Origin of the sequence: Alloacidobacterium sp. (assembly GCF_035631355.1) — a bacterium.
In the GTDB taxonomy this organism is placed as follows: domain Bacteria; phylum Acidobacteriota; class Terriglobia; order Terriglobales; family Acidobacteriaceae; genus Alloacidobacterium.
Genome location: NZ_DASQIX010000052.1, coordinates 1 through 20643, shown reverse-complemented (window position 1 = coordinate 20643; position 20643 = coordinate 1). Strand labels below are relative to the sequence as shown.

Annotated in this window: 15 protein-coding genes and 1 pseudogene; 2 read left to right on the top strand and 14 right to left on the bottom strand. The window is 55.8% G+C overall.

Annotated elements, in window-relative coordinates; translation table 11 throughout:
- Positions 1-5: 5 nt before the first annotated feature.
- The 4 genes from VEV40_RS09215 to VEV40_RS09200 form a co-directional block, all read right to left on the bottom strand.
- Positions 6-1457 (bottom strand): APC family permease, encoded by a 1452-nt coding sequence (locus VEV40_RS09215; protein WP_324831808.1) that lies wholly within the window; start codon positions 1455-1457, stop codon positions 6-8.
- A 62-nt stretch (positions 1458-1519) separates the two neighbouring features.
- Positions 1520-2584 carry a DNA polymerase IV gene (gene dinB / locus VEV40_RS09210; RefSeq protein WP_324831806.1) on the bottom strand — a complete coding sequence of 355 codons (1065 nt, stop codon included), beginning with the start codon at positions 2582-2584 and terminating at the stop codon, positions 1520-1522.
- Between the two features lie 41 nt (positions 2585-2625).
- Positions 2626-3141 (bottom strand): PP2C family protein-serine/threonine phosphatase, encoded by a 516-nt coding sequence (locus VEV40_RS09205; protein WP_324831805.1) that lies wholly within the window; start codon positions 3139-3141, stop codon positions 2626-2628.
- A gap of 145 nt (positions 3142-3286) precedes the next feature.
- The gene (locus tag VEV40_RS09200; RefSeq protein WP_324831804.1) at positions 3287-3760 is read right to left on the bottom strand and encodes a hypothetical protein; all 474 of its coding nucleotides are present in this window, start codon (positions 3758-3760) and stop codon (positions 3287-3289) included.
- A 356-nt stretch (positions 3761-4116) separates the two neighbouring features.
- Between VEV40_RS09200 and VEV40_RS09195 the strand changes: the two genes are divergently transcribed.
- Positions 4117-5355: a DUF5009 domain-containing protein gene (locus tag VEV40_RS09195; protein WP_324831802.1), complete on the top strand. Its 1239-nt coding sequence runs from the start codon at positions 4117-4119 to the stop codon at positions 5353-5355.
- 3 nt (positions 5356-5358) lie between these two features.
- Here the strand turns inward: VEV40_RS09195 and VEV40_RS09190 are convergent, their stop codons facing one another.
- Positions 5359-6450 carry a VWA domain-containing protein gene (locus VEV40_RS09190; protein WP_324831800.1) on the bottom strand — a complete coding sequence of 364 codons (1092 nt, stop codon included), beginning with the start codon at positions 6448-6450 and terminating at the stop codon, positions 5359-5361.
- Positions 6451-6462: 12 nt separating this feature from the next.
- Positions 6463-9582: a hypothetical protein gene (locus VEV40_RS09185; protein ID WP_324831798.1), complete on the bottom strand. Its 3120-nt coding sequence runs from the start codon at positions 9580-9582 to the stop codon at positions 6463-6465.
- A 627-nt stretch (positions 9583-10209) separates the two neighbouring features.
- On the opposite strand from VEV40_RS09185, the gene VEV40_RS09180 reads away from it, so the two are divergent.
- Entirely contained in the window at positions 10210-10659 is a 450-nt protein-coding gene (locus VEV40_RS09180) for a CBS domain-containing protein (protein WP_324831796.1), read from the top strand.
- A 72-nt stretch (positions 10660-10731) separates the two neighbouring features.
- Here VEV40_RS09180 and VEV40_RS09175 read toward each other — a convergent pair whose 3' ends face one another.
- From VEV40_RS09175 to nuoG, 8 genes and pseudogenes are all read right to left on the bottom strand, one after another.
- The gene (locus VEV40_RS09175) at positions 10732-12159 is read right to left on the bottom strand and encodes an NADH-quinone oxidoreductase subunit N (protein WP_324831795.1); all 1428 of its coding nucleotides are present in this window, start codon (positions 12157-12159) and stop codon (positions 10732-10734) included.
- A gap of 2 nt (positions 12160-12161) precedes the next feature.
- On the bottom strand, positions 12162-13643 hold the full coding sequence (gene nuoM / locus VEV40_RS09170; protein ID WP_324831793.1) for an NADH-quinone oxidoreductase subunit M: 1482 nt from the start codon (positions 13641-13643) through the stop codon (positions 12162-12164).
- 4 nt (positions 13644-13647) lie between these two features.
- Positions 13648-15522, bottom strand: coding sequence for an NADH-quinone oxidoreductase subunit L (gene nuoL, locus VEV40_RS09165; protein WP_324831792.1), 1875 nt, complete (start codon positions 15520-15522; stop codon positions 13648-13650).
- A 1-nt stretch (position 15523) separates the two neighbouring features.
- A complete protein-coding gene (nuoK, locus tag VEV40_RS09160; RefSeq protein WP_349255858.1) occupies positions 15524-15835 on the bottom strand; it encodes an NADH-quinone oxidoreductase subunit NuoK in 312 nt (103 codons plus the stop codon).
- Position 15836: 1 nt separating this feature from the next.
- Positions 15837-16343, bottom strand: a pseudogene (gene nuoJ / locus VEV40_RS09155) (NADH-quinone oxidoreductase subunit J); the annotation flags it as partial.
- A 9-nt stretch (positions 16344-16352) separates the two neighbouring features.
- Positions 16353-16868 carry an NADH-quinone oxidoreductase subunit NuoI gene (nuoI, locus tag VEV40_RS09150; RefSeq protein WP_324831788.1) on the bottom strand — a complete coding sequence of 172 codons (516 nt, stop codon included), beginning with the start codon at positions 16866-16868 and terminating at the stop codon, positions 16353-16355.
- Between the two features lie 18 nt (positions 16869-16886).
- Positions 16887-17840, bottom strand: coding sequence for an NADH-quinone oxidoreductase subunit NuoH (gene nuoH / locus VEV40_RS09145; protein ID WP_324831787.1), 954 nt, complete (start codon positions 17838-17840; stop codon positions 16887-16889).
- Positions 17837-20545, bottom strand: a complete 2709-nt coding sequence (gene nuoG, locus VEV40_RS09140; RefSeq protein WP_324831785.1) for an NADH-quinone oxidoreductase subunit NuoG — start codon at positions 20543-20545, stop codon at positions 17837-17839. Before nuoG ends, nuoH begins: the two co-directional genes overlap by 4 nt.
- Between the last annotated feature and the right edge of the window lie 98 nt (positions 20546-20643).

Here is a 20643-nt window from a genome sequence, read left to right as displayed (position 1 = left end):
TCCTTCTACAGTTTCAATTTTTGTTCTTCGGACATCGGTTTCACTGTGATAACCGGCGAGCTATGGCGGAGGTTGTAGAACAGAATCGCAATGAGATTACTGCAAATTGTCGTGCCAAGAATCTTGGTAGCATAAGCCCGCGCGTTTACGACATCGACAAACGGGTAGGCGGATATGAGCAGGCTGAAAAGCGTCGCGAAGAAGCCGATGACCGATGTCCACTTGAGCCATAGAGGTAAAGACTTACGGAGAGCGGCGACTCCTGCAAGCGGAACGGCAAACATTGCCAGATATGCAAGTTCATAATGCGTAAGGCTGGCGTTGGACAGAACCTGAAAGGCTTCCTGTGCGTGCACACCTATATTCGCCAGGACAACAAGCACAAAGACAAGGGCTGAGGTGCAGAGGATAGAGTTGGATGGCGTTCGCCAGCGCGGATGAAGGCGCGTAAACCATGCCGGAACAAGGTTGTCCCAGCCTGCGGCAAGCGGGAGACGCGTGACACCGGTAAAAATATAGCTAGCGGCTCCAATCAATCTGAACTGGAGCAGAAGAATCGCCGCGATGGCGAAGATGTTGCCAATGCCGGTATTGCCGAGCGCAATGCGAACCGTTTGCGGAATTGGCGCGATAAAGTCGATATGGCCTGGTTTAGCAAAAGCTACCACCGAACTGGTGCCAAGGATAAACATAGCGCAGATGATGGGTGAGGAAATCCAGACCGACTGGGCAATGCTCTCTGCCGGTTGCATGCTTTCGCCCGCTAAGATGGCAATGTATTCCAGCCCACATAACGCTCCAAAAATCATCTGTCCGAAGAGCGCAAGAGAACGAAGGTTTGCAGGAGGAAGCTGAAAAGCAATCGGCGCCCAGTGAATCGGTGCATGGCGCGTTATCGCCCAAAGCGGAAGCAAGATGAGTGCGGCAAAAACGACAAGCATAGAGACGCCGCCGACATTATGAATCCATTTACTGAGCGCCAGTCCACGAAGAGCCGCGATAGTGATGGCCGCAATAGTTGCGGTCACGACTGCGCATGATGCGAGATGGTTCTCAGGAAGCCAGGCAGCAGATGGGCCGATAAGGTACGAGATCTCAGTAGGAATTGCATAGAGAATGGCGGCGGTAACCGAGATTCCATAGAACCAGATGTTCCATGCGGTGAGAAATCCAATCAGGTCTCCGAATGCTTTGTGCGCCCAAACATAGAGGCCGCCTTCAAGAGGCATTTCGCGGTTGAGGACAATAACAGACGCAGCCATGGGTAAGTAAAAGACAAGCATGGCGGCGATCCACGTCAGAGTCTGTGCGCGGCCGAGACCAGCGGCGACTCCAACCCAGGAACTCCCGACTACACAAAGCACCTGCGTAAGAACCAGGTCGCGCAATCCTAGTTGACGATGAAGGCGGTGTTCTATCGTGTTGGGTTTGGCCGCCTTTCGTAAAGATAGTCGCATTGCTCGCCATTCTAAGGTAATGGCTACCAGCGGCCTTGTCAGCGGTCACAAAATGATTTGAGTTATTCAAAGAACAGCGTTGGAGTCTGTTCTTCATCGCGGAAATTGCTCAGGCCAACTCCTACCAGGCGGAAAAGCTGATCTGGTCCCAGATCGACGCGTTCCCGCAATGAGAGCGCGATTGCTGTGAGTTCCTCGCAGGAAGCCGGAGGATTTAAGGGAGTATGGCTGCGGGTGAGGATGGCGAATTCACGCGTCTTCAGTTTCAGCACAATGGTACGGGCCATGCGCGAATTCCTGCGTGAAGCCTCCCACACCTTCTCCGAAAGGCGGCGAATCAAATCCTCCATCTCGGCCAGGCGAACATCGCGCTCGAATGTGTCTTCCGCGGAAATCGATTTGGTTGGCCGATCGGAAACGACAGGGCTTTCATCAATCCCACGCGCAAGGTCATAGAGACGTTTACCATAGCGTCCGAATTGTTCCTGAAGCGTAGCCATCTCGATAGCTCGAAGGTCGCCAACCGTTGACACTCTCATTTGCTTGAGCTTCGCTTCTGTTACTTTTCCAACCCCTGGAATCCGACCCACAGGAAGCGGAAAGAGGAAATCATCCACATCCTGCGGCTGAATGACAAAGAGGCCATCGGGTTTTCGCCAATCAGAGGCGACCTTGGCCAGAAATTTGTTAGGCGCAACGCCAGCCGACGCCGTGAGTTGCAGCTCTTCCCGGATTTGCTGACGAATTGTCATGGCCACGCGTGTCGCTGTCGGCAGGCCGGTTTTGTTCTCCGTTACGTCCAGATAGGCTTCGTCCAGTGAAAGAGGTTCGATGATATCCGTATGACGCTTAAAAATCTCGCGCGCAGCTCGCGAAACTGCTTTGTAGCGTACGAAATCCGGCGGAATGAAGATCGCGTCAGGGCACAATCTCTCCGCATGCATCGCAGGCATTGCAGAACGTACTCCATATTTCCGCGCTTCATACGATGCTGCGCAAACCACCGACCGGTTTCCACGCCATGCCACCACCACAGGCTTGCCGCGGAGTGCTGGATCATCACGCTGCTCGACCGACGCATAGAACGCATCCATGTCGATGTGCACGATTTTGCGAATCAGACTCAAGGCTCCATGATAGAGTGGCGCAGCGCAGCGAGAACGCAGCCCTAGACAGCGCGCAACAGCATGCAGGTAACATCGTCATGCTGGGGCGCATTCCCCACAAAACGATCCAGATCGGTAAGAATACTGTTCAACAGCATGGATGGAGCCAACATTACGCCGGAATTCAACATGGCAATGAAGCGGATTTCGCCATATTCTTCCTGACGGATGTTCTCCGCCTCGACGACGCCATCTGTGAACGCCGCCAGCCAGTCGCCTGGGTTCATTGACACTTCGCCCATATGATAAAGGGTATCTTCCACGATTCCGAGAGGTACTCCTCCAGCCTCCAGCCGTTCAATAGAGCCTGACTGTCGCCGCAGTATGGGATTATTGTGTCCTGCATTGACATAAGTCAGTCGGCGGGATGCGGGATCGAACTCAGCGATAAAGGCGGTGGTGAAGCGGCGGCCTCTCTGGCTATTGCTGCAGGCGTAACGATTCATCCTGCTTACCAATTCCGTTAATGAGCCCGGTGTGCCACTCAGAGTCTTTAAACTCGCCTGAAAAGTTGCCATTAACATTGCGGCGGGCACACTTTTGCCTGCGACATCAGCAACTGCAATGAGAAAGGTGGTATTCCCTGAGTCCAGGCATGGACGGGCGAAAACATCATAGTAATCCCCGGCGACTGTGTTGGCCGGACGGGTCGCAAAGGCGATCTCAAGGCCCGGGACTTGCGGAGGGGTTGACGGAAGCAGCCTGAATTTCCTTTGCAATCTGCAGGTCGCGCTTCATCACCACCCTGTCGGCGACCTCCAGGATCAACAGCACGAACATCAGAATCCCGCCATAGAAATGAAAATCCAGCGCGAACATCGTGACTTCGCCTGATTTGGTCCGCAAACTCCATTCGCCGCCCGGAACAATAACAAGCACCAGAGCGATAAGTAGCAAAACGCGCCGGGCAGGCGTGAGCTTCAACACAATGGCCCAAAAGAACTGGCTGGCTACGCTGAAGAAGTGCGAGCTATGGGTCACTCCCGTAGCGCGGGTGGAATCAACTTCCTGCGAGTAGAGGCGGTAGCCTGTGTTGGCATCCTTCCGGAACTGCGACCAAAGCTCGCTGACCTGTATACCTTCAGTGACGCGTTGCCAGAACTGGTCGACGCGATTTTTGAAAGCAACTCTCTCCATTCGCCGCTACTCCATCCACGGTTGTGGTCTGTCACTTCAATGAATCAAATCCGATTCTAATGATCCCAAGATCCAATATTCACTCGCACTCGGTTGTTATGGAGACTCAGCCTGGAGTTGCCAAGTGTGGTCATGATTCCGAGACGAAGAAAGCTTCTGCGAAGGTTCGTCAGTTGGTGCGGCAAAAGTTCGTGCTTCATTACTCTTTCTGACTTGATGGATTTCGTTTAATAGCACTATATCTTCGATTTATTTTGGGTGCAGGGCCTCTCCAGTTTGTGCTACCTTACGGCGCATCAGAGTTATCTGCCGGTCTCGTAGCGGAAATCGGCAAAGAACTTTGCGAGGAAGACTGGATGCACGCGACACTCAGCGCGGTGAGGTCCGATAAAGTTCGGCCTATTACCGCTCAGGGAGACACGGCGGCAACGGCTGTCCGCAATATTGCGGTGGATGCGTACCGCGGCTTGGTGATGCTGTTGATGATGGGCGAGGTGATGAGCTTCGCCAAGGTTGCACATGCATACCCGGGGAGCCTTTTCTGGCGGGTGCTGGCTTTCAATCAAACTCATGTGGAGTGGGCTGGGATGAGCCTGCATGACACTATACAGCCAGGGTTTACCTTTCTGGTTGGGGTGGCCCTTCCTTATTCCATCCACAGTCGTATTAAGAAGGGGCAGAGCTTTGAAAGTCAGCTAGCGCATACAATATGGCGCAGCCTGGTACTCATTGCGCTGGGGATTTTTCTACGGTCTACGCACAGCGGCCAAACATATTTCACCTTTGAAGACACGTTGACTCAGATTGGCCTGGGCTATACATTTGCATTCCTGCTGGCATATTGCCGGCCCCGATGGCAGTGGACAGCTTTGACTGCGATTCTTTTTGGGTATTGGCTGGCATGGGCGCTTTATCCAATGCCATCGCCGAATTTCAACTATGCAGCAGTAGGTGTGCCTGCAGACTGGCATCACAACTTTACCGGATTTGCTGCACACTGGAACAAGAACAGCAATCTGGGACAGGCGTTCGATCTCTGGTTCCTGAACCTGTTTCCGCGCACGTCGCGGTTTGCTTATAACGATGGCGGCTATCTTACGTTGAGTTTTATTCCGACGCTGGGCACAATGCTTCTGGGTCTTTTCGCGGGCCAATGGTTTCGCGCTGCGGCCCCGAAAATTCCGGTCAGGCTATTTCTGGTTGTGGGATTGGCTCTGATGGCGGCAGGTCTGCTGCTGCATGTTACGGGAGTCTGCCCGATCGTGAAGCGCATCTGGACACCAAGCTGGACGCTGTTCAGCGGCGGGGTCTGCTACTTGTTCCTCGTGGCATTTGCGTGGGTTATTGACGTAAAGAGGTATCGACGGTGGGCATTCCCGCTGGTTGTCGTGGGCATGAATTCGATTGCCGCGTACTTAATCGCCGAACTATCGCGAGACTTCATTATCGAAAGCCTGCATATCAACCTGGGACACCGAATCTTCAGCCTATTCGGCGCGGCGCTGGCGCCCCTAATTCTGGGCATTACGGTGATGCTGATTTACTGGCTCACACTCTACTGGATGTATCGAAGGAAGCTCTTCCTCCGCATCTGATTTTTACTTCTGAGCGGTTCCTCCTGCGCCCCCTTCGGGGGTGTTATAGCTGCCTGAGGAGATCTGCGCTTGCTGAAGCAGGCGATAGCCGTCGCGCGTGCGTACGTGATATTTTTGCAGGTCCTTACCGACCAACTTTATCGAAATCGTGCGCCAGCCGCGATTGGGATTGGGTTGCGGGTAGTAGCTAAGAGAGTAGAGGTGCGCGAGGTCGTCGCGGATGGAAGCGAAGGCCTGTTTTTCGTCACGCCAGCTTTTGGCAAAGTAAGCTTTGCCTCCAGTGGCTTTGCTCATGCGCTCGAACACAGCCGTGGAAACCGGCTCGTTTTGTGCCACACTGGTACTAATCATGTAAATGATCGTTCCAGTTGACTGGGCGAGCTCGGCAACATCTTCAGGTGGCACGGAGCTGGCATTGTCCGGGCCATTGGAGAAGACTACGATGACTTTGCGTCCCTGCAGCCGCGCCGTGTCTTTCACCGTTAGCAGGAGACAGTTGTAAAGAGCGGCGTCGTCCCCGGCAACAGAACTGCGCACTCCACGCAGTACCGCCTCTCGGTCCGCTGTTAATGGCGCCGACCGAGACAGATCGCGGCTGTAGGAATAGAAGGCGACCTTGCTCACACCTTCGAGGGAACGGATGAAATCGGCGATGGCATCCTGCGCGAACACGAATCCACGGTACATGTAGTTGCTGGTATCAAAGAGGATGAAAACATTGGCCCCGGCAAATTGCGAAAGCTGGGTTTCAGCAGTAGCTGCGGAAGAAGAAGGCAGGGCCGCCTGCGCTATGCTTCCAGCGCCATGTGTCTCCGGCCTGAGGGTCGGTCCGTTGCCTTCTTCAAAAGTCGAGAGTGTTTGCGGAATTTTATCTTCAGTGATGGCAAAATCTTCGGGACGAAGACCGCTGATGTAGTTTCCCTTGTGGTCAGTCACAGCAACGTTCAGCTGCACAAGAACGACGTTTACAAGAATGCGTGATGAGTCGTCCTGCGCCGCAGTCCATACCCACCCGCCACCGAGGAAAAGGCCCGAGAAGAGCCAGAGGAGCAGAAGATATTTCTTCGCTATCGAGCTTCGTATACGAACTTCCATCCAGCACCCCTTCTATTGCAGAGAACTCGTGGTCGCCACTGGCACCAGGCCAATTTTGCCTTGCTTGAATTCGTCCCCAGTTTCCTCCATGGCGCGCAGCAGCGCGGGCCAATCTTCAAGGTCAGTCGCGAAGATCTTTGCAGTCATGTACCGCGTCAACTGCGGCGCCAGCATATTCAGCATCACAGGCGAATAGCCCATCTCATCGGCCAGTCGCGCCCAGTACAAATTTGTGGATTCCCAAGACTCGCCGAAGAGCCGGCTGGAGTATCCACCAAAGGCAGGGAACGGTTTCACATTCAGGAATTCAGAGGAATAGTTTCGGGCCAATGTTGGATGAGGGACGCCGAAATCTCTTTCCAGGCGCTCAGGGTCGGTATCGGCTGAGTCTTTGCGGCAGAGATCATCCAACTGTCGGCTGGCTGGGCCGAAGGACGGAGCTTCGTCAGGATACTTCCTGCGAAATTCTGTAGCCAGGTAAAAGGTATCGGCTGGCATCATTCGGCGAAGCATTTCAGTTCTGTCTGCCGGGTTTCGGAGGGCACGTTCTGTGCGCTCCAGTCGCCTCGGCGCCATGCGATCGGAAAGGACGCTGATGACCTTGCTCCGTAGCTGAGCGTTCTCTCCCGCCGCTGTTAGAATCTCTTCTCCGGACCGCTGGTAAAGCGCGACGGCATGAAGCTCGTTCGCGCTGATATTCCACCAGCGTGGCAGTGTTGCACTGACGAGAAGGTCGGGCACTGATTCTTTCCAGATAAGCGCTTGAACATTTTCCGGAGCGATAAAATCTTCTTCCGTTTCGGCCAAGGCATAGGGCAAATCGGCCAATGAGCCGAGCAGGTACGCGCCGCCTCCAGCCGGCGTGCCAACACCGACCAGCTCTGGTGCGCGCCAGAGGCGCTCTGCTCCCATGATCGTCATGCCAGAAAAATCATGCGAGCGGACGAAAAGCGGATTAGTGTGCAAAATCTGTGCGCCGGGCGGTTCATAGTAGGCGTAATTTAGCCCAACTAGCGTGTCTCTGAGGAACGGCGCCAACTGGCCGCGGGCTGTCTCTAGTTGCGCTGGGGAGCCGGGCGACTTGATCACTTTTGTCAAGTCAGTCTTGATCTGGAGCTCGGCATGGCGTGCGCTGTAAACGGGAGGCGCCCAGTTAATTTTCTCGGTTGTGGTGAAGATAGGGCGGGGAAGCTCGAAGTCACGAAGCTCTCCGGCGAGCGCGAGAAGCCGCGAGTTGGCGGGCTTTCCATGCGCCATATCGCTCAGGCCATCGCTAAGTGCGAACAGCGTGTCGAGGGAAACCAGGCGCTGGTCTTCAAGCACCGATGCAATTTTTGCGGCGAGTTGGCGGCGCATGCGCTGGCCGTCGGCGCTGTCCTGGGGAGGGCCTGCGAGAAGGTCGACGATTTCGTCTTCTGATCGGTTGGCGCTGCCGGTTGAAGCGAGCATGAGCTGGCCGAGGGAGGCGCGCGCGGCGTCAAAAAGCTGAACGGACGAGGTGATTTTCGCGAAAGGCTCAATGGTCTTCTGCCAAGACGAGTTCATTGCGGCGGCTGTAATCTCGCCCTGCCGGGCGAAGATCTGCCACAGGCCGATATTGGCCTGGAAGGAGCCAAGCGTATTGCCGCGCAGGGACATGTTCGGGATGCCATCCATGGCGTCGGCGACATTCACAAAGTTGATGATGGATGTGTCAGTTAACTGCGGGAACTCGGCAAAGATGGGATACCAGTTGTTGAGCTGCGCGAACTTGGCAGCCAGAATGCGCACAGTTCCATCGGCCAGGTGCTGTTGCGGAAGCCGCTGGCCGTCGATCTCGCTCGTCATCAGGTAGATTTGAAGCGGTCCGCTGTCGGTTTCGATTCGGGAAAGTGAGACCATGCCTTCGAGCAGTTGTTCGGGGTGGTTCCAGTTATGGCTGCGTTTGGCCCATTCGCGAACAATTTTCGAGTCGGTTTTCTGGTTAAGTATTTCTTTCCAGACATCAAGGCTTCCCGGGACGTGTGGCTGGCCGTCAGGCTCCCAATCAACACGAGTGAACAGCACAATGAGATCCGGCGCTTTGCGAAACACGCTTCTGGTGGGGCTGGTCTCAGATTCCGGAGAGCGGAAGGCGTCATAAAGGTGTCTCAGGCGCGGGGACTCGGTGAGATGCGCCTGTTGCGCCTGGCTGACACGCGACAGCGCATCAAAGTAGACGGCCAACCAACCATTGTCCTTTGAGACGAGGTGGACAACGAAGTCTCCGGGTGAGTCGGGACTGGCGCCTACAAGCTCTCTCCAGCCCTTTTCGGCGTTCTGGCCACCGGGCAGGACGACATGACCCGAGCGGATCCAAACCTGGCTGCCATAGAAATCAAGCACCGGGCCATACGGCAGCAGCCTCCTGAGCCCAGGCGATTGCTCAAGGGACTGCCGGGTTTCAAGATCTATTTTGGAAAAAGCCCAATAGAGGCGTGCCACCGAGGGGTCGTTGATAAGGACATCGATGAGGCTTCCCCCTGTTCTCTTTTTCTCCAAGCTGGCGTTTACCCAATCGTTCTCGTTAAAAATGACAGGAACCGGGGTGGCAGGAAACGGATAGTTAAACGGCGTGCCTTTCTGAAGCGCCTCTTCAAGTGCAGTAAGAGGGAAACCGGAGTCAATAGTAAGAAAGGCCCTCTCCGGATTTGCCGTGTACAGGACCGCATTCTTCTGGCCGCAGTTTTCACGCAACCGGTATCCGAGCACCTGGATCAGAGCGATGGCTTCTTCGCAGTTGGTAACGCGGATTGAGCCATTATTGGCATTTGCAAGGGCCTCAAGCTCGCGCGCCTGGTGCACATAGCGGTCCAGCAGGAGCAGGAATTCGGTCTCTCTGCCACTTTCATAACCCTGGAGATAAGCATTACGGGCGAGCAGCGGCAACACATCTTCAGGCGAGACTTTTTGACTAATGCCAGCCATGCGCAGGAAAGAACGCAATGGGCCCGGAATAATGACATTATTCACCGGCCCGTCCGCTGCAAGCTGGCCCTTTTGTTGTGCCGGTGAAGCCGCTTGTAGAGGTGTGGCGGCATAACCTGACAAAGAAGCGCACAGGCACATCATGCCTGCCACGAGAAGAGCAAACCACCGAACAGGAGCCTTCATCACCGAACACCCCTTCAGAACCCGTGAGATGTGGCAGCATGCCGGGAAGCGCCAGCTCCATTGCGGATCAATAACGGCGTTACCTGCGCGATGTTCAGCGCCACTATCCCCGATTCTCACTATCGTCGGACAAGATATACCATTGGTCTCCCGAGTCCAAGGTTTTTCAGACATTCCCGTCAAGATGACTTTGATATGTAATCAATTCAGGTTGCTTCTACATAACCCATATCTCGCAATTATTGCCAGAGAACAAGTTATAAACGGCATCCTTGGCTTGTAAATCGTCCATGCACCACCCGCGAAAAGCACTTTTATTGTGTGAAATAAGAGTGAAACAGTCTGGCAAGTCGGGTACGCGCTGGTGCTCCATTTTCCTGCGGAACAGTTATTCCGTGCTATGCAATTAATCACAAAATTGACCTTTGCAACTGAGTCAGGTGGGGCGTATAGTGCTGGCGCAAGTGGCGGTCTTCTACGTTTGGCAATGCGAGGGACCATGGTTTCTTATCCAGCCAGCGCCGCGTCTCAAAGCCTGAGATTCTGTTGCTATAGTTGTGTGGCGACTCGCCTGCCTCTACCTTCTCGAAGCAACTCCAGGGCCCGATTGCGTATAGGGAGTCAGCTATGAAAGTCTGCGATCCTGTTTCATTAATACTGCGCAAAAAAGGCGGGGACATCTGGACGGTGTCCTCCGATACCACCGTGTATGACGCCATGCAGACGATGGCGGACAAGGAGGTGGGCGCCCTTGTGGTGGTGGACGACGGTGAGTTGCATGGCATCGTGTCCGAGCGCGATTATGCGCGGAAGGTGATCCTGATGGGGCGGTCGTCAAAGGAAACCCCAGTGAGCGAAATTCTGACAGAGCCGTTGATCACGATCGCTCCCGACTGCTCAGTTGATGAGGCAATGCGGCTTATCACCACGCATCGCATCCGGCATCTTCCTGTAATGTGCGCCGGAAAATTGATCGGGCTGATCTCGATTGGGGACCTGGTACAGTGGATTGCCTTTGCGCAGGACCAGACGATTGAGGACCTTTCGCACTATATTGAGGGGAAATACCCCTGTTAGCGGTCTGCGTTGACTCGCAGCTCGAATTGGAAGAACAGATCCTTCGCTTCGCTCAGGATGACAGCGTGGGACTTATCCCAGACTGCGCGCCGCGGTTACGATGGCTGTCCAGAGTGGCGCTGGGTAAATGCCCAGCAGGAAGACAAGTCCCGTGAGAACGGCGAGCGCCACAGTTGCTGGCAGAGGCATAACTGACCGCGCTGGTTCCATGTCTGTAGTCTTCGCATACATGGCAGCAACGATACGTAGGTAGTAGAACAAGCCAATGGTGCTGCTGACGACAAGCGTGAAAAGAAGAAGCCATCGCGCTTGCGAAGCGCCTGCCGTCATGACGTAGAACTTGCCCAGGAAGCCAGCGGTGAGCGGGATTCCAGCGAGGGAAAGCAACATCGCCGTAAAGATGCCGGCAAGCACTGGTCTGCGCCAGAAGAGCCCGCGGTAGTCGTCGATGTAGGCTGCCTCGCGTTGAGGGTCGGAAAGGATGGTCATTACGCCGAAGGCCCCGAGGATGGTCGTAAAATAGGCGGCCAGATAGTAGGTGGCGGCGGGCGCGCCGAGCATTCCGCCTGCAAGCAAGGCCACAAGCGCATAACCCATATGCGCAATGGATGAATAGGCGAGGATTCGCTTGACGTTGGTCTGGGTCAGCGCGAGAAGATTGCCTGCGAGCATCGACGCAATGGCGATGATGGCGAGGATAAGTCCAGCAGTTCCGGAGATGCCTGTGCCAGTCACATGAAACCAGCGCAGTATGAGCGCGAACATTCCGCCTTTCGATACCGTAGCAATGAAGGCAGTAACCGGGAGGGGCGCGCCTTCGTATACGTCCGGTGTCCACAAGTGGAAGGGAACTACCGCAAGCTTGAAGCCTACTCCGGTAAGGACGAGCATCAAGCCTGCAATGGGCGGGAATGTTGCGGAATGACCAAATGCTGCGGCGAATTGCGAAAGTTCCATCGAGCCGGATTCCGCGTAGATCAGCGCCAGACCGAAGAGCAACGCAGACGATGAAGATGCAGCCAGAACCAGGTATTTGATTCCGGCTTCGATGGAGATGGCTTCGTAGCGGATATAGGAGATGAGGACGTAGAGGGAGACGCTTAACAACTCCAGACCGAGAAAGAACGAGATGAAGTGGCGGCTGACCACAAGCACCATCGATCCTGTGGTGGCCAGGAGTATCAGGAGATAGAACTCTTCGCGGTGCTCACGGCGCTGCTTGAGATAGCCATAACTGAAGAGAATGACGAATGATGCGGCGCAGAGAAGCAGCGCCATATAGACAAGTGAATACGAATCGAAAATCAATAGGCTGGTGATCTGCCGCGGGATTGCTGATTCTGCGAAGAATAGGCTGCAAAACGATGCGACCACGCCGACGAGCGTGATTGCGGCGATGACAAAGTGATTACGCCGCACGGCAATCGCGAGCATGGCAACGATGGCGGTTGCCGACATGATGAGAAGCGGCGAAGCGGCGGTGAATTCAGCAGCGTTCATGCTTATCTCCTGACGATCTCCTGCAAAGGCGTGCTTTGTTGCACGGCGCCCAGGCTGGGACGCACAGTGTTCAGAATCGGCTGCGGATAGAGGCCAATCCACAGCATACAAGCCATCATTGGCCCGAGAATGGCCCACTCACGGAAGCCCAGGTCAGGCAGGTTCCAATGATGAGGATTGGGGCCATGAAATGCGCCTTGACCAATTCTTAAACCGTAGAGAGTAGCTGCGAGAATTCCCAGAGTAGCCAGGACGGTGAGGCTGACGTTCGCGCGGTAAGCGCCGAGCAAGACGAGGAACTCGCCGACAAAATCACCGAGTCCGGGAAGCCCGAGTGAGGCCATAGCGAAGACGAGGCCCGCTCCACTGAGAGATGGCATGGTTTCCCATAAGCCGCCCATCTGGGATATCTGGCGCGTGTGCATCCGCTCCTGCAGCAGCCCGACGAGGATGAAAAGCGCCCCTGTGCTGATGCCGTGGCTGACCATCTGGATGACCGCGCCTTCCAACGCGATCTGATTACCGGCGAATATCCCCAGCAGCACAAAGCCCAAATGGCTGACGCTGGTGTAGGCAACGAGGCGCTTCAGATCACTTTGTCCGACTGCGAGCACTGCGCCATAAAGGATGCCGATGACACCGATGGTCATCATTAATGGAGCCAGTTGACGCGATGCCTCAGGAAAGAGCGGCAGGACGAAGCGAATCAGGCCGTAAGCGCCGGTCTTGAGCAGCAATCCGGCGAGAATGACGCTCCCCGCGGTTGGCGCTTCAGTGTGCGCGTCGGGGAGCCATGTATGCAGCGGGAATATCGGCAGCTTGACCGCGAATGCGATGAAGAAACCAAGCATGAGCAGAAGCGCTGTGCTGGGTTCGAGTGATGTTCCCAGCAACTGCTCATAGTCAAAGGTGATGACCCCGGTTGACTGCCGGTGGATGATCGCCAGCGCAATGATCGCGATGAGCATCATCAGCCCGCTCAATTGAGTGAAGAGGAAGAATTTTGTTGCGGCGTAGATACGGCGTTCATGGCCCCAGATGCCGATAAGCAGGTACATCGGCACCAGCATCAATTCCCAGAAGAGATAGAAAAGGAACAGATCCATCGACAGAAAGACGCCTGTGATTCCCGCCAGAACCCACAACAGATTGAAGTGGAAGAAGCCTGTCCGCTCGCGGATCTCTGTCCATGAGCAGAGTATGGCCATGATTCCGAGGAAGTAAGTTAGCAGCAGCATGATAAGGCTGAGTCCGTCGACCGCCAGGTGCAGGCGGATGCCGAATTGTGGAATCCACTGGAAACTGCACTCCTGATACCAGCGGGCGTGGCCCAAGTTGGCAAACCAAATTGAAATGGTCAGAACGAAATCAACGCCGATAAACACCAGAGCAATCCAGCGGGCCATGGTTGCGCTGCGCGAGGCGGCAATCCATGAAGCAATGCCGCCGAAGATCAAAATCGCGATGAGAATAAGTAGCGCCATGCTGTCACCTTAGAAAGAATGCTATTGCGAGGATTGCGACTGTCCCCATCGCAAGTCCCGCCGCGTACCAGCGCACGCGTCCGGTTTGTGTGAGACGCAGGACACGATTGCCGAATACGACAATTTCTCCCAGGCCATGAATAGGAACGTCGGCTGGGTCACGCCTGATATTGCGCGTTACCCATAAGAAGGGGCGAACGAGCAGCCAGTCATAGATCCAATCAAAGCCCCAGCCGGCAAACCAGAGCTGCTGCAGGAAATTTTTCATCGGCACGCGGACACGCTGCGGCTTGTAGAAGGCGAAAGCGAGTAAGAAGCCGATGGCAAAGACGGTACTGGCGGAGAGCGCGGTGATGGTCTCGGTAATCAGGCCGCGATGGACCACCTCAAGCGGAGGCACCACGCTGTTCAAAAATCTTGATAGCGCGGGCACTCCGCCAAAATCTGGAGGAGTGTCCACATATCCGCCGACAATGGACAAGACGCAGAGCACGACAAGGGCAATGCGAACAGGTATCCCGCTGTGCGCTTTTACATGCAACTGCTGCGGGCCGTAGAACGTGAGCAGGATCATGCGGAAGGTGTAAAGCGACGTGAGCATGGCCCCGATCATGCCCGCAATCCAGAACCAGTCGCTTCCATTTGGGCCTGCCCACGACTGGTACAGGATAAGGTCCTTGCTGAAGAAGCCGGCGGTAATAAGCGGCAGTCCAGCGAGCGCGCATCCGCCGATGATGAACGACCAGAAAGCAAGCGGCAACTCTTTGCGGAGACCGCCCATGCGGAACATGTCCTGTTCATGCACTGCATGAATCACGACGCCCGCGGCGAGGAAAAGCAGAGCCTTGAAGAAGGCATGAGTCATGAAGTGGAACATGGCCGCCGACCACGCGCCCAGTCCGAGAGCGAGGAACATGTAGCCGATCTGGCTGATAGTCGAATAAGCCAATACGCGTTTAATGTCGCTCTGAGCGAGCGCGCTAAAGCCGGAGAGGAGCATGGTTGCCGCTCCAATGACGGCGACGGCGAATTGGACCTGCGGCGCCAGAATGAAAAGCACATGCGTGCGTGCGATAAGGTAGACGCCGGCAGTCACCATAGTTGCCGCATGAATGAGAGCGCTCGTTGGCGTGGGGCCAGCCATCGCATCGGGCAGCCACGTTTGCAGCGGCAACTGCGCGGACTTTCCGACTGCTCCGCCTAATAAGAGCGCAGCTGCTGCGATTGCAATGCCGCTGCCTACTGTCCATTGCGTCGCGGCGCGGTGCATCATCTCCTGAATGTCGAGCGTTCCGAGCTTTGTGAGCAAAAGGAACAGGCCGACTGCGAAGGCGGTGTCGCCAAAGCGGGTGACGATGAAGGCCTTGGCTGCGGCGCGGACATTCTTTGGATCCTGATACCAGAAGCCGATAAGCAGGAAGCTGCAAAGGCCAACGCCTTCCCATCCGAGATAGAGCAGCAGCAGATTGTTCGCCAGCACAAGCGTGAGCATCGACGCCACGAAAAGATTCATATAGGCGAAGAAGCGTGCGTAGCCTTCGTCGTCACGCATGTATTCAGCGGAATAGAGATGGATTAGAAAGCTGACGAAAGTGACGACGAGAAGCATCAAAAGCGAGACAGGATCGAGATAAAAGGCGATTTCGGGCTGGAAGCCGCCCGCGCTCATCCATGTCCACAGATGTTGGGTATAGGCATTGCCGGGAGGCGGGGACGACAGAAACGCAATGCCGATGAGGATGCTCAAAGCTGCGGAAAGGCCGATAGAACCTGCGCCCAGAAATGCGACGATGCGACGGCTTAAGCGGGAGCCGACCAAGGCGAGAATGGCAGCGCTGACAAACGGAATGAGTACGACCAGCCAGAGCAGGCGCAGCATGTCAGCCTCTCATCTCGCTGGCTGCATCCACGTCCAGCTCCATCTGCCTTCGGTGGTAAAGCAGGACGAAGGCCAATCCAATTGCGACCTCCGCCGCTGCCATAGACAGAATGAAGAGGAACATCACCTGTCCATCAGGCTGTCCCCAGCGCGAGCCGGCTGCGATGAATGCGAGACCACTTGCGTTAAGCATGATCTCAATGGACATCAGCGTGAAGATGAGGTTACGCCGCGTGATCAGTCCTGCCAGCCCCAGCGTGAACAAGATCGCCGCCAGTATCAAGGCGTGCTGCATCGGTATTATCTGCGGCATGTTTCGGCTCCTCCTTTGCGAATGCTTGCCGGCCCAGGTGATAAGCGCCCACCAGTCCGGCGGTGAGCAACAGAGATGCGAGTTCCACCCCAATCCAGAAGTTTCCAAACAGCGCGACGCCAACTTGTTTCGGGCCCACAACTGCTGCGCGCGCCGTCGCATGGCTCGATGTCAGCGTGCAGTAGACGATCTCAGCTAATAAAACAAAGGCGAGCAGCGCAGGGCCAAACCAGTTTTTGGGGTGAAGGGAGTAGCGCTCGACTTCCATGGCGTGCTCGGAGACATTGAGCATCATCACGATGAAAACGAAGAGCACCATGATGGCGCCTGCATAAATCATAATTTCAAGCGCGGCCACGAATGGAGCGCCGAGAGTGTAGAAATCAATGGCGACCGCGAGCAGGGAGACGACCAGATAGAGCAACGCATGCACCGCGTGGCGGCGCGTTACGGCGAGCAATGTGGCAATGATGGCGAGAATTCCGGCGAGATAGAAGAGCGTCACCATGTCGTCCTCTCAGGGCATCAGGCTGTGGATATCTACAGGCGGGGTTTCGCGCTCGGCCTCGCCTTTGGTTTTGCCACCTATGGCCACCCCAGCGACGCGCCAGAAGTTGTAGCCGGGATATTTGCCCGGGCCGCTAATCATGAGGTCCTCTTTCTCGTACACGAGGTTCTTTCGCTTGTATTCGCCCATCTCGAAATCCGGCGTGAGCTGGATCGCGTAAGTGGGACAGGCCTCTTCACAGAAGCCACAGAAGATGCAGCGCGAGAAGTTGATGCGGAAGAACTCTGGATATCTGCGGCCATGCTCGTCTTCGGTTGCCTGCAATGAAATGCAGTCCACTGGGCAGGCCACGGCGCAAAGGTTGCATGCGACGCAGCGCTCTCCGCCGTCGGGATCGCGGCTGAGAACAATACGGCCCCGATAGCGCGGCGCAAGGTAAGGCTTTTCGTCAGGATATTGGACGGTAACACGCCGCGCAAAAGCGTGCCGGAAAACTTCCCATAAAGAACGCACAAGACTGAGCATCAACAGCCTCCTTTACCTCTACCTCCGGGCCAGCACCACGGCCCCGGTGACTAATAAATTGACCAGCGCGAGGGGCAGCATCACTTTCCAGCCCCAGGACATCAACTGGTCAAAGCGCGGCCTGGGCAGCGCCGCTCGAAACAGAATGAACAGGCAGATGAAGAACATCGTTTTTGCGGCGAACCATAGCGGCGCGGGAAGCCAGGGGCCGAGCCATCCGCCAAAGAACAAGAGCGCGATGGTAGCTGAGATCAGAGTTACGCCGATGTATTCGCCTACGAAGAACATACCGAACTTCATGCCGGAGTATTCCGAGTGAAAGCCCGCGATCAATTCGTTTTCGGCTTCGGCAAGATCGAAGGGCAGTCGGCGTGTCTCGGCCACTCCGGCTATAAGGAACAGAACGAACCCGAGGAATTGCGGCACGACGAACCACATCTTGCGCTGAGCCTCGACTATGTCAGTGATCCGGAATGAGCCGGTTAGCATGACGACACCGAGCAGTGAGAGGCCGAGGAAGACTTCATAGCTCAGCATTTGCGCCGAAGCGCGGATTCCGCCGAGCAGCGAGTATTTGTTGTTCGACGCCCAGCCTGCCAGCACAACGCTGTAGACACCCAGCGACGACATGGCCAGTAGATAGAGGATGCCGATATTGAGATCGGCAACGACAAAGCCGGGCGAGAACGGGATAACTGCAAATGAGAGAAGCGCCGTCGCCACGACGATGGCGGGCGCGATGATGAAGACCGGTTTGTCCGCAAACGGTGGGACCCAGTCTTCTTTTGTGAACAACTTCAGCGAGTCGGCAACGACCTGTCCGAGGCCGAAGGGGCCGACGCGGTTGGGGCCATACCGGTCCTGCCACAGCGCAAGCAGACGGCGCTCTACCCAGATAAGTCCAGCGGCAAGATTGAGAGCGACGCCAAGCACAACTGCAATGACAATCAAGGGAAAGATGTATTGCCTCATGCCATACCCCCGGCTCGAGATTCGACCTTTGCTGGAGTGAGCTTTGCGAAGGCTGGCGATGGCATTGCTGCGATTGGCAGTAATCCAGAAGGCAAGCCTGCTGTACCGCGGGGGAGATCGTCACGCAAGATAACTTCAAGCTCGAAGCTGGAGTCGGCGACGGTTATATTGATTTTCTCGCCTGCATTGACGCCGAGCCGAGAAGCGTCGTCGGAATGTAAAGCAACATACGGACGTGGAACCAACTGCGAGATGCCGTTAGCATGGCTGCTTAGTTCCTCCGAGCCGAAGATGTGATAAATCGGGATGAGAAGCCATTCGTCCCGATTTGTATTTTTAGCGGCTGGAATCTCGGTGAAATATTGCCAGGTTGGGTTTTGCGATGGCTCGATCAATCGGACTCCAGGGTCGCCGCCGCGCAAATGGCCTCCGACTTCGCTCTGAAATTTGTTGACCGACTGAATGGAATTCCAGCCAGGCGTCCAGAAAAAGGGTAGCAGCGAAGGAGGCGCGGGCGCGGGGCCGGATTCCATCGAGAATGCGAGCGCCGAATCGGGGTCATCGGGCGGCTTCGGCTCATGCACGCTGATGTTGGCGAGCATTGAGGTGCGTCCGCTGTAGCGGTTTGGCTCGCGTGCAATTTTTCCGGCAGCTTTGCGGGCGGGAGCGACGAGTGGAATCGAGGCGAACGCAGGCATTTCTGCTGCCATAACTGTGGTCAGGTCATCGAAGCTTAGCCATTTCGCTTCAGTCTCGATGCCCGCTGCCAAAGAACCTTCGCGGAGCCATCGCCAGCTTTCCTCGATATCGGAACCGGGAACCAGGACCTGGAAGAACCGCTGTGCGCGTCCTTCGCTGTTGACCAGCGTCCCGTCGGATTCGGCGAATGTGCTTGCGGGCAGCACCACTTCAGCTGCTTCTGTGGTTTGGGATTCCAGGCAATCGAGCACGATGAGATGTCGCGCGCTCCGCAAAAAAGACAATGCCTCGCTTGCGGAAGCGCGACGGAACAAATCATTTTCGAGGACAATCAGCGCAGCATCAGGATTGTTTTCGACAGCTTCTATCGCTGCGGAGAGCGGACGCGCTTCCATCATAGCGAGGCCGAGGCTGTTGCATTCAGGTGTGGTGAAGCTTAACGATGTGCGATGGCCCGTCTTGCATAACGCCGATGCGATCTGTGCGGCTGCTTCGATCACGCTCTGGCTGCGGCAGCTTGTGCCGGAAACAATCAACGGGCGTTGACTGCCGAGCAGAGCAGATGCAATGTTTGCCGCAAGTTTTCCTGTTTCTTCCGGAAGGTCAGCCACTTCAGGGGTGGGATCAATTGCATGAGCAACGGCGAAGCCCAGTCGCGCGAGATCGTCCGGTGAAGCGCGATGGGTTGCGGTCGCGACATCGTCGAGTTTTGTGGTGTATGGAGAGGCGATGAAAAGTGGCCCTTTTGTTTCCTGTACAACTTCGCGAACTGCATGGTCGAGCCATTGGGGAATGTGCAGAGCGTCCGCCAGTTTCATCGGAGCCTGGCGTACGGATTGGCGCAATTTCAGTGCCAGGATCGGCGCGATGTTTGTTACGTCTTCACCCAACACGAAAACGGCATCCGAGTGCTCAACATCGTCGAGTGACGGCGAGCGCGCAGGGCCTTCGCGCAGGATGCGAAGCATGCTCGACAGGAGTTGAGACTCCTGATCGGAGATCCCAGCGAAGAAGCGATCAGGGCCGACCAGTGTTCGCAACGCGAAGTTGCCTTCCAGCGAAGCGCGCGGCGATCCGACGCCGATTACATTGCCTTCACTCAGGATTGCTCCGAACCGTTCCAGCGCTTCGGATTTGGTTGCGCTTCTGCCGTTCAGCAGCGGATAGCGGATGCGCTTCTGGCTTTCGACAAACTCATAACCGAAGCGGCCACGGTCGCAGAGGAAGTAGCCGTTCACTTCGTGGTTATATCGGTTCACGACGCGGCGCAGAGAACCATAGCGCTCGCCCACGGTGGTGTTGCAACCGAGACCACAGTGTACACAGATGGATGGTGCCATCTGGAGGTCCCATTTGCGGGTGTAGTGCTGCTTGAGCGTCGCATCGGTAAAGACGCCGGTGGGGCAGACTTCAATGAGATTGCCGCTGAACTCGCTTTCAAGAATGCCGTCTTCAGCGCGCCCAAAGAAAATGCTGTCACGCAGACGAAATGCGTTCAGGTCGTCTCCGCCGGCGTATTCGCGATAGAAACGCACGCAGCGCTGGCACTGGATGCAGCGGTTCATCTCGTGATTGACCAGCGGGCCGAGATATTGATTGCGAAACGTGCGTTTTCCGAAGCTGTAGGAGCGCATGCGGTGTCCGGTCATCACCGTCATGTCCTGCAGGTGACACTCACCGCCTTCGTCGCACACAGGGCAGTCATGCGGGTGGTTCTGCATGAGACCCTGAATCACCGCTGCACGAAAAGTTGCGGCTTCGGCGTCTGCGATGGAAATACGCGTGCCTTCCGCGGCGGGCGTCATGCAGGCCATGATGAGCTTGCCCGTTGTGTCCTGCTCGTTGCGGAATTGTTTGACAGCGCACTGACGGCACGCGCCAACCGATCCCAGCGCCGGATGCCAGCAGAAATAGGGAAGGTCATAGCCGAGCGAAAGGCAGGCATGGAGCAGGTTCTCTTTGGGGTCGGCCTGTTTCGCTTCGTTGTCGATGTATATGGTCGCCACGGTTATCTCCACATTTATTTCCAGGGACAACGTTGTTCGTCGACATGCCTGCGGAAATCATCCGCGAAATACTTGAGGGCGCTTTGCAGCGGTTCCAC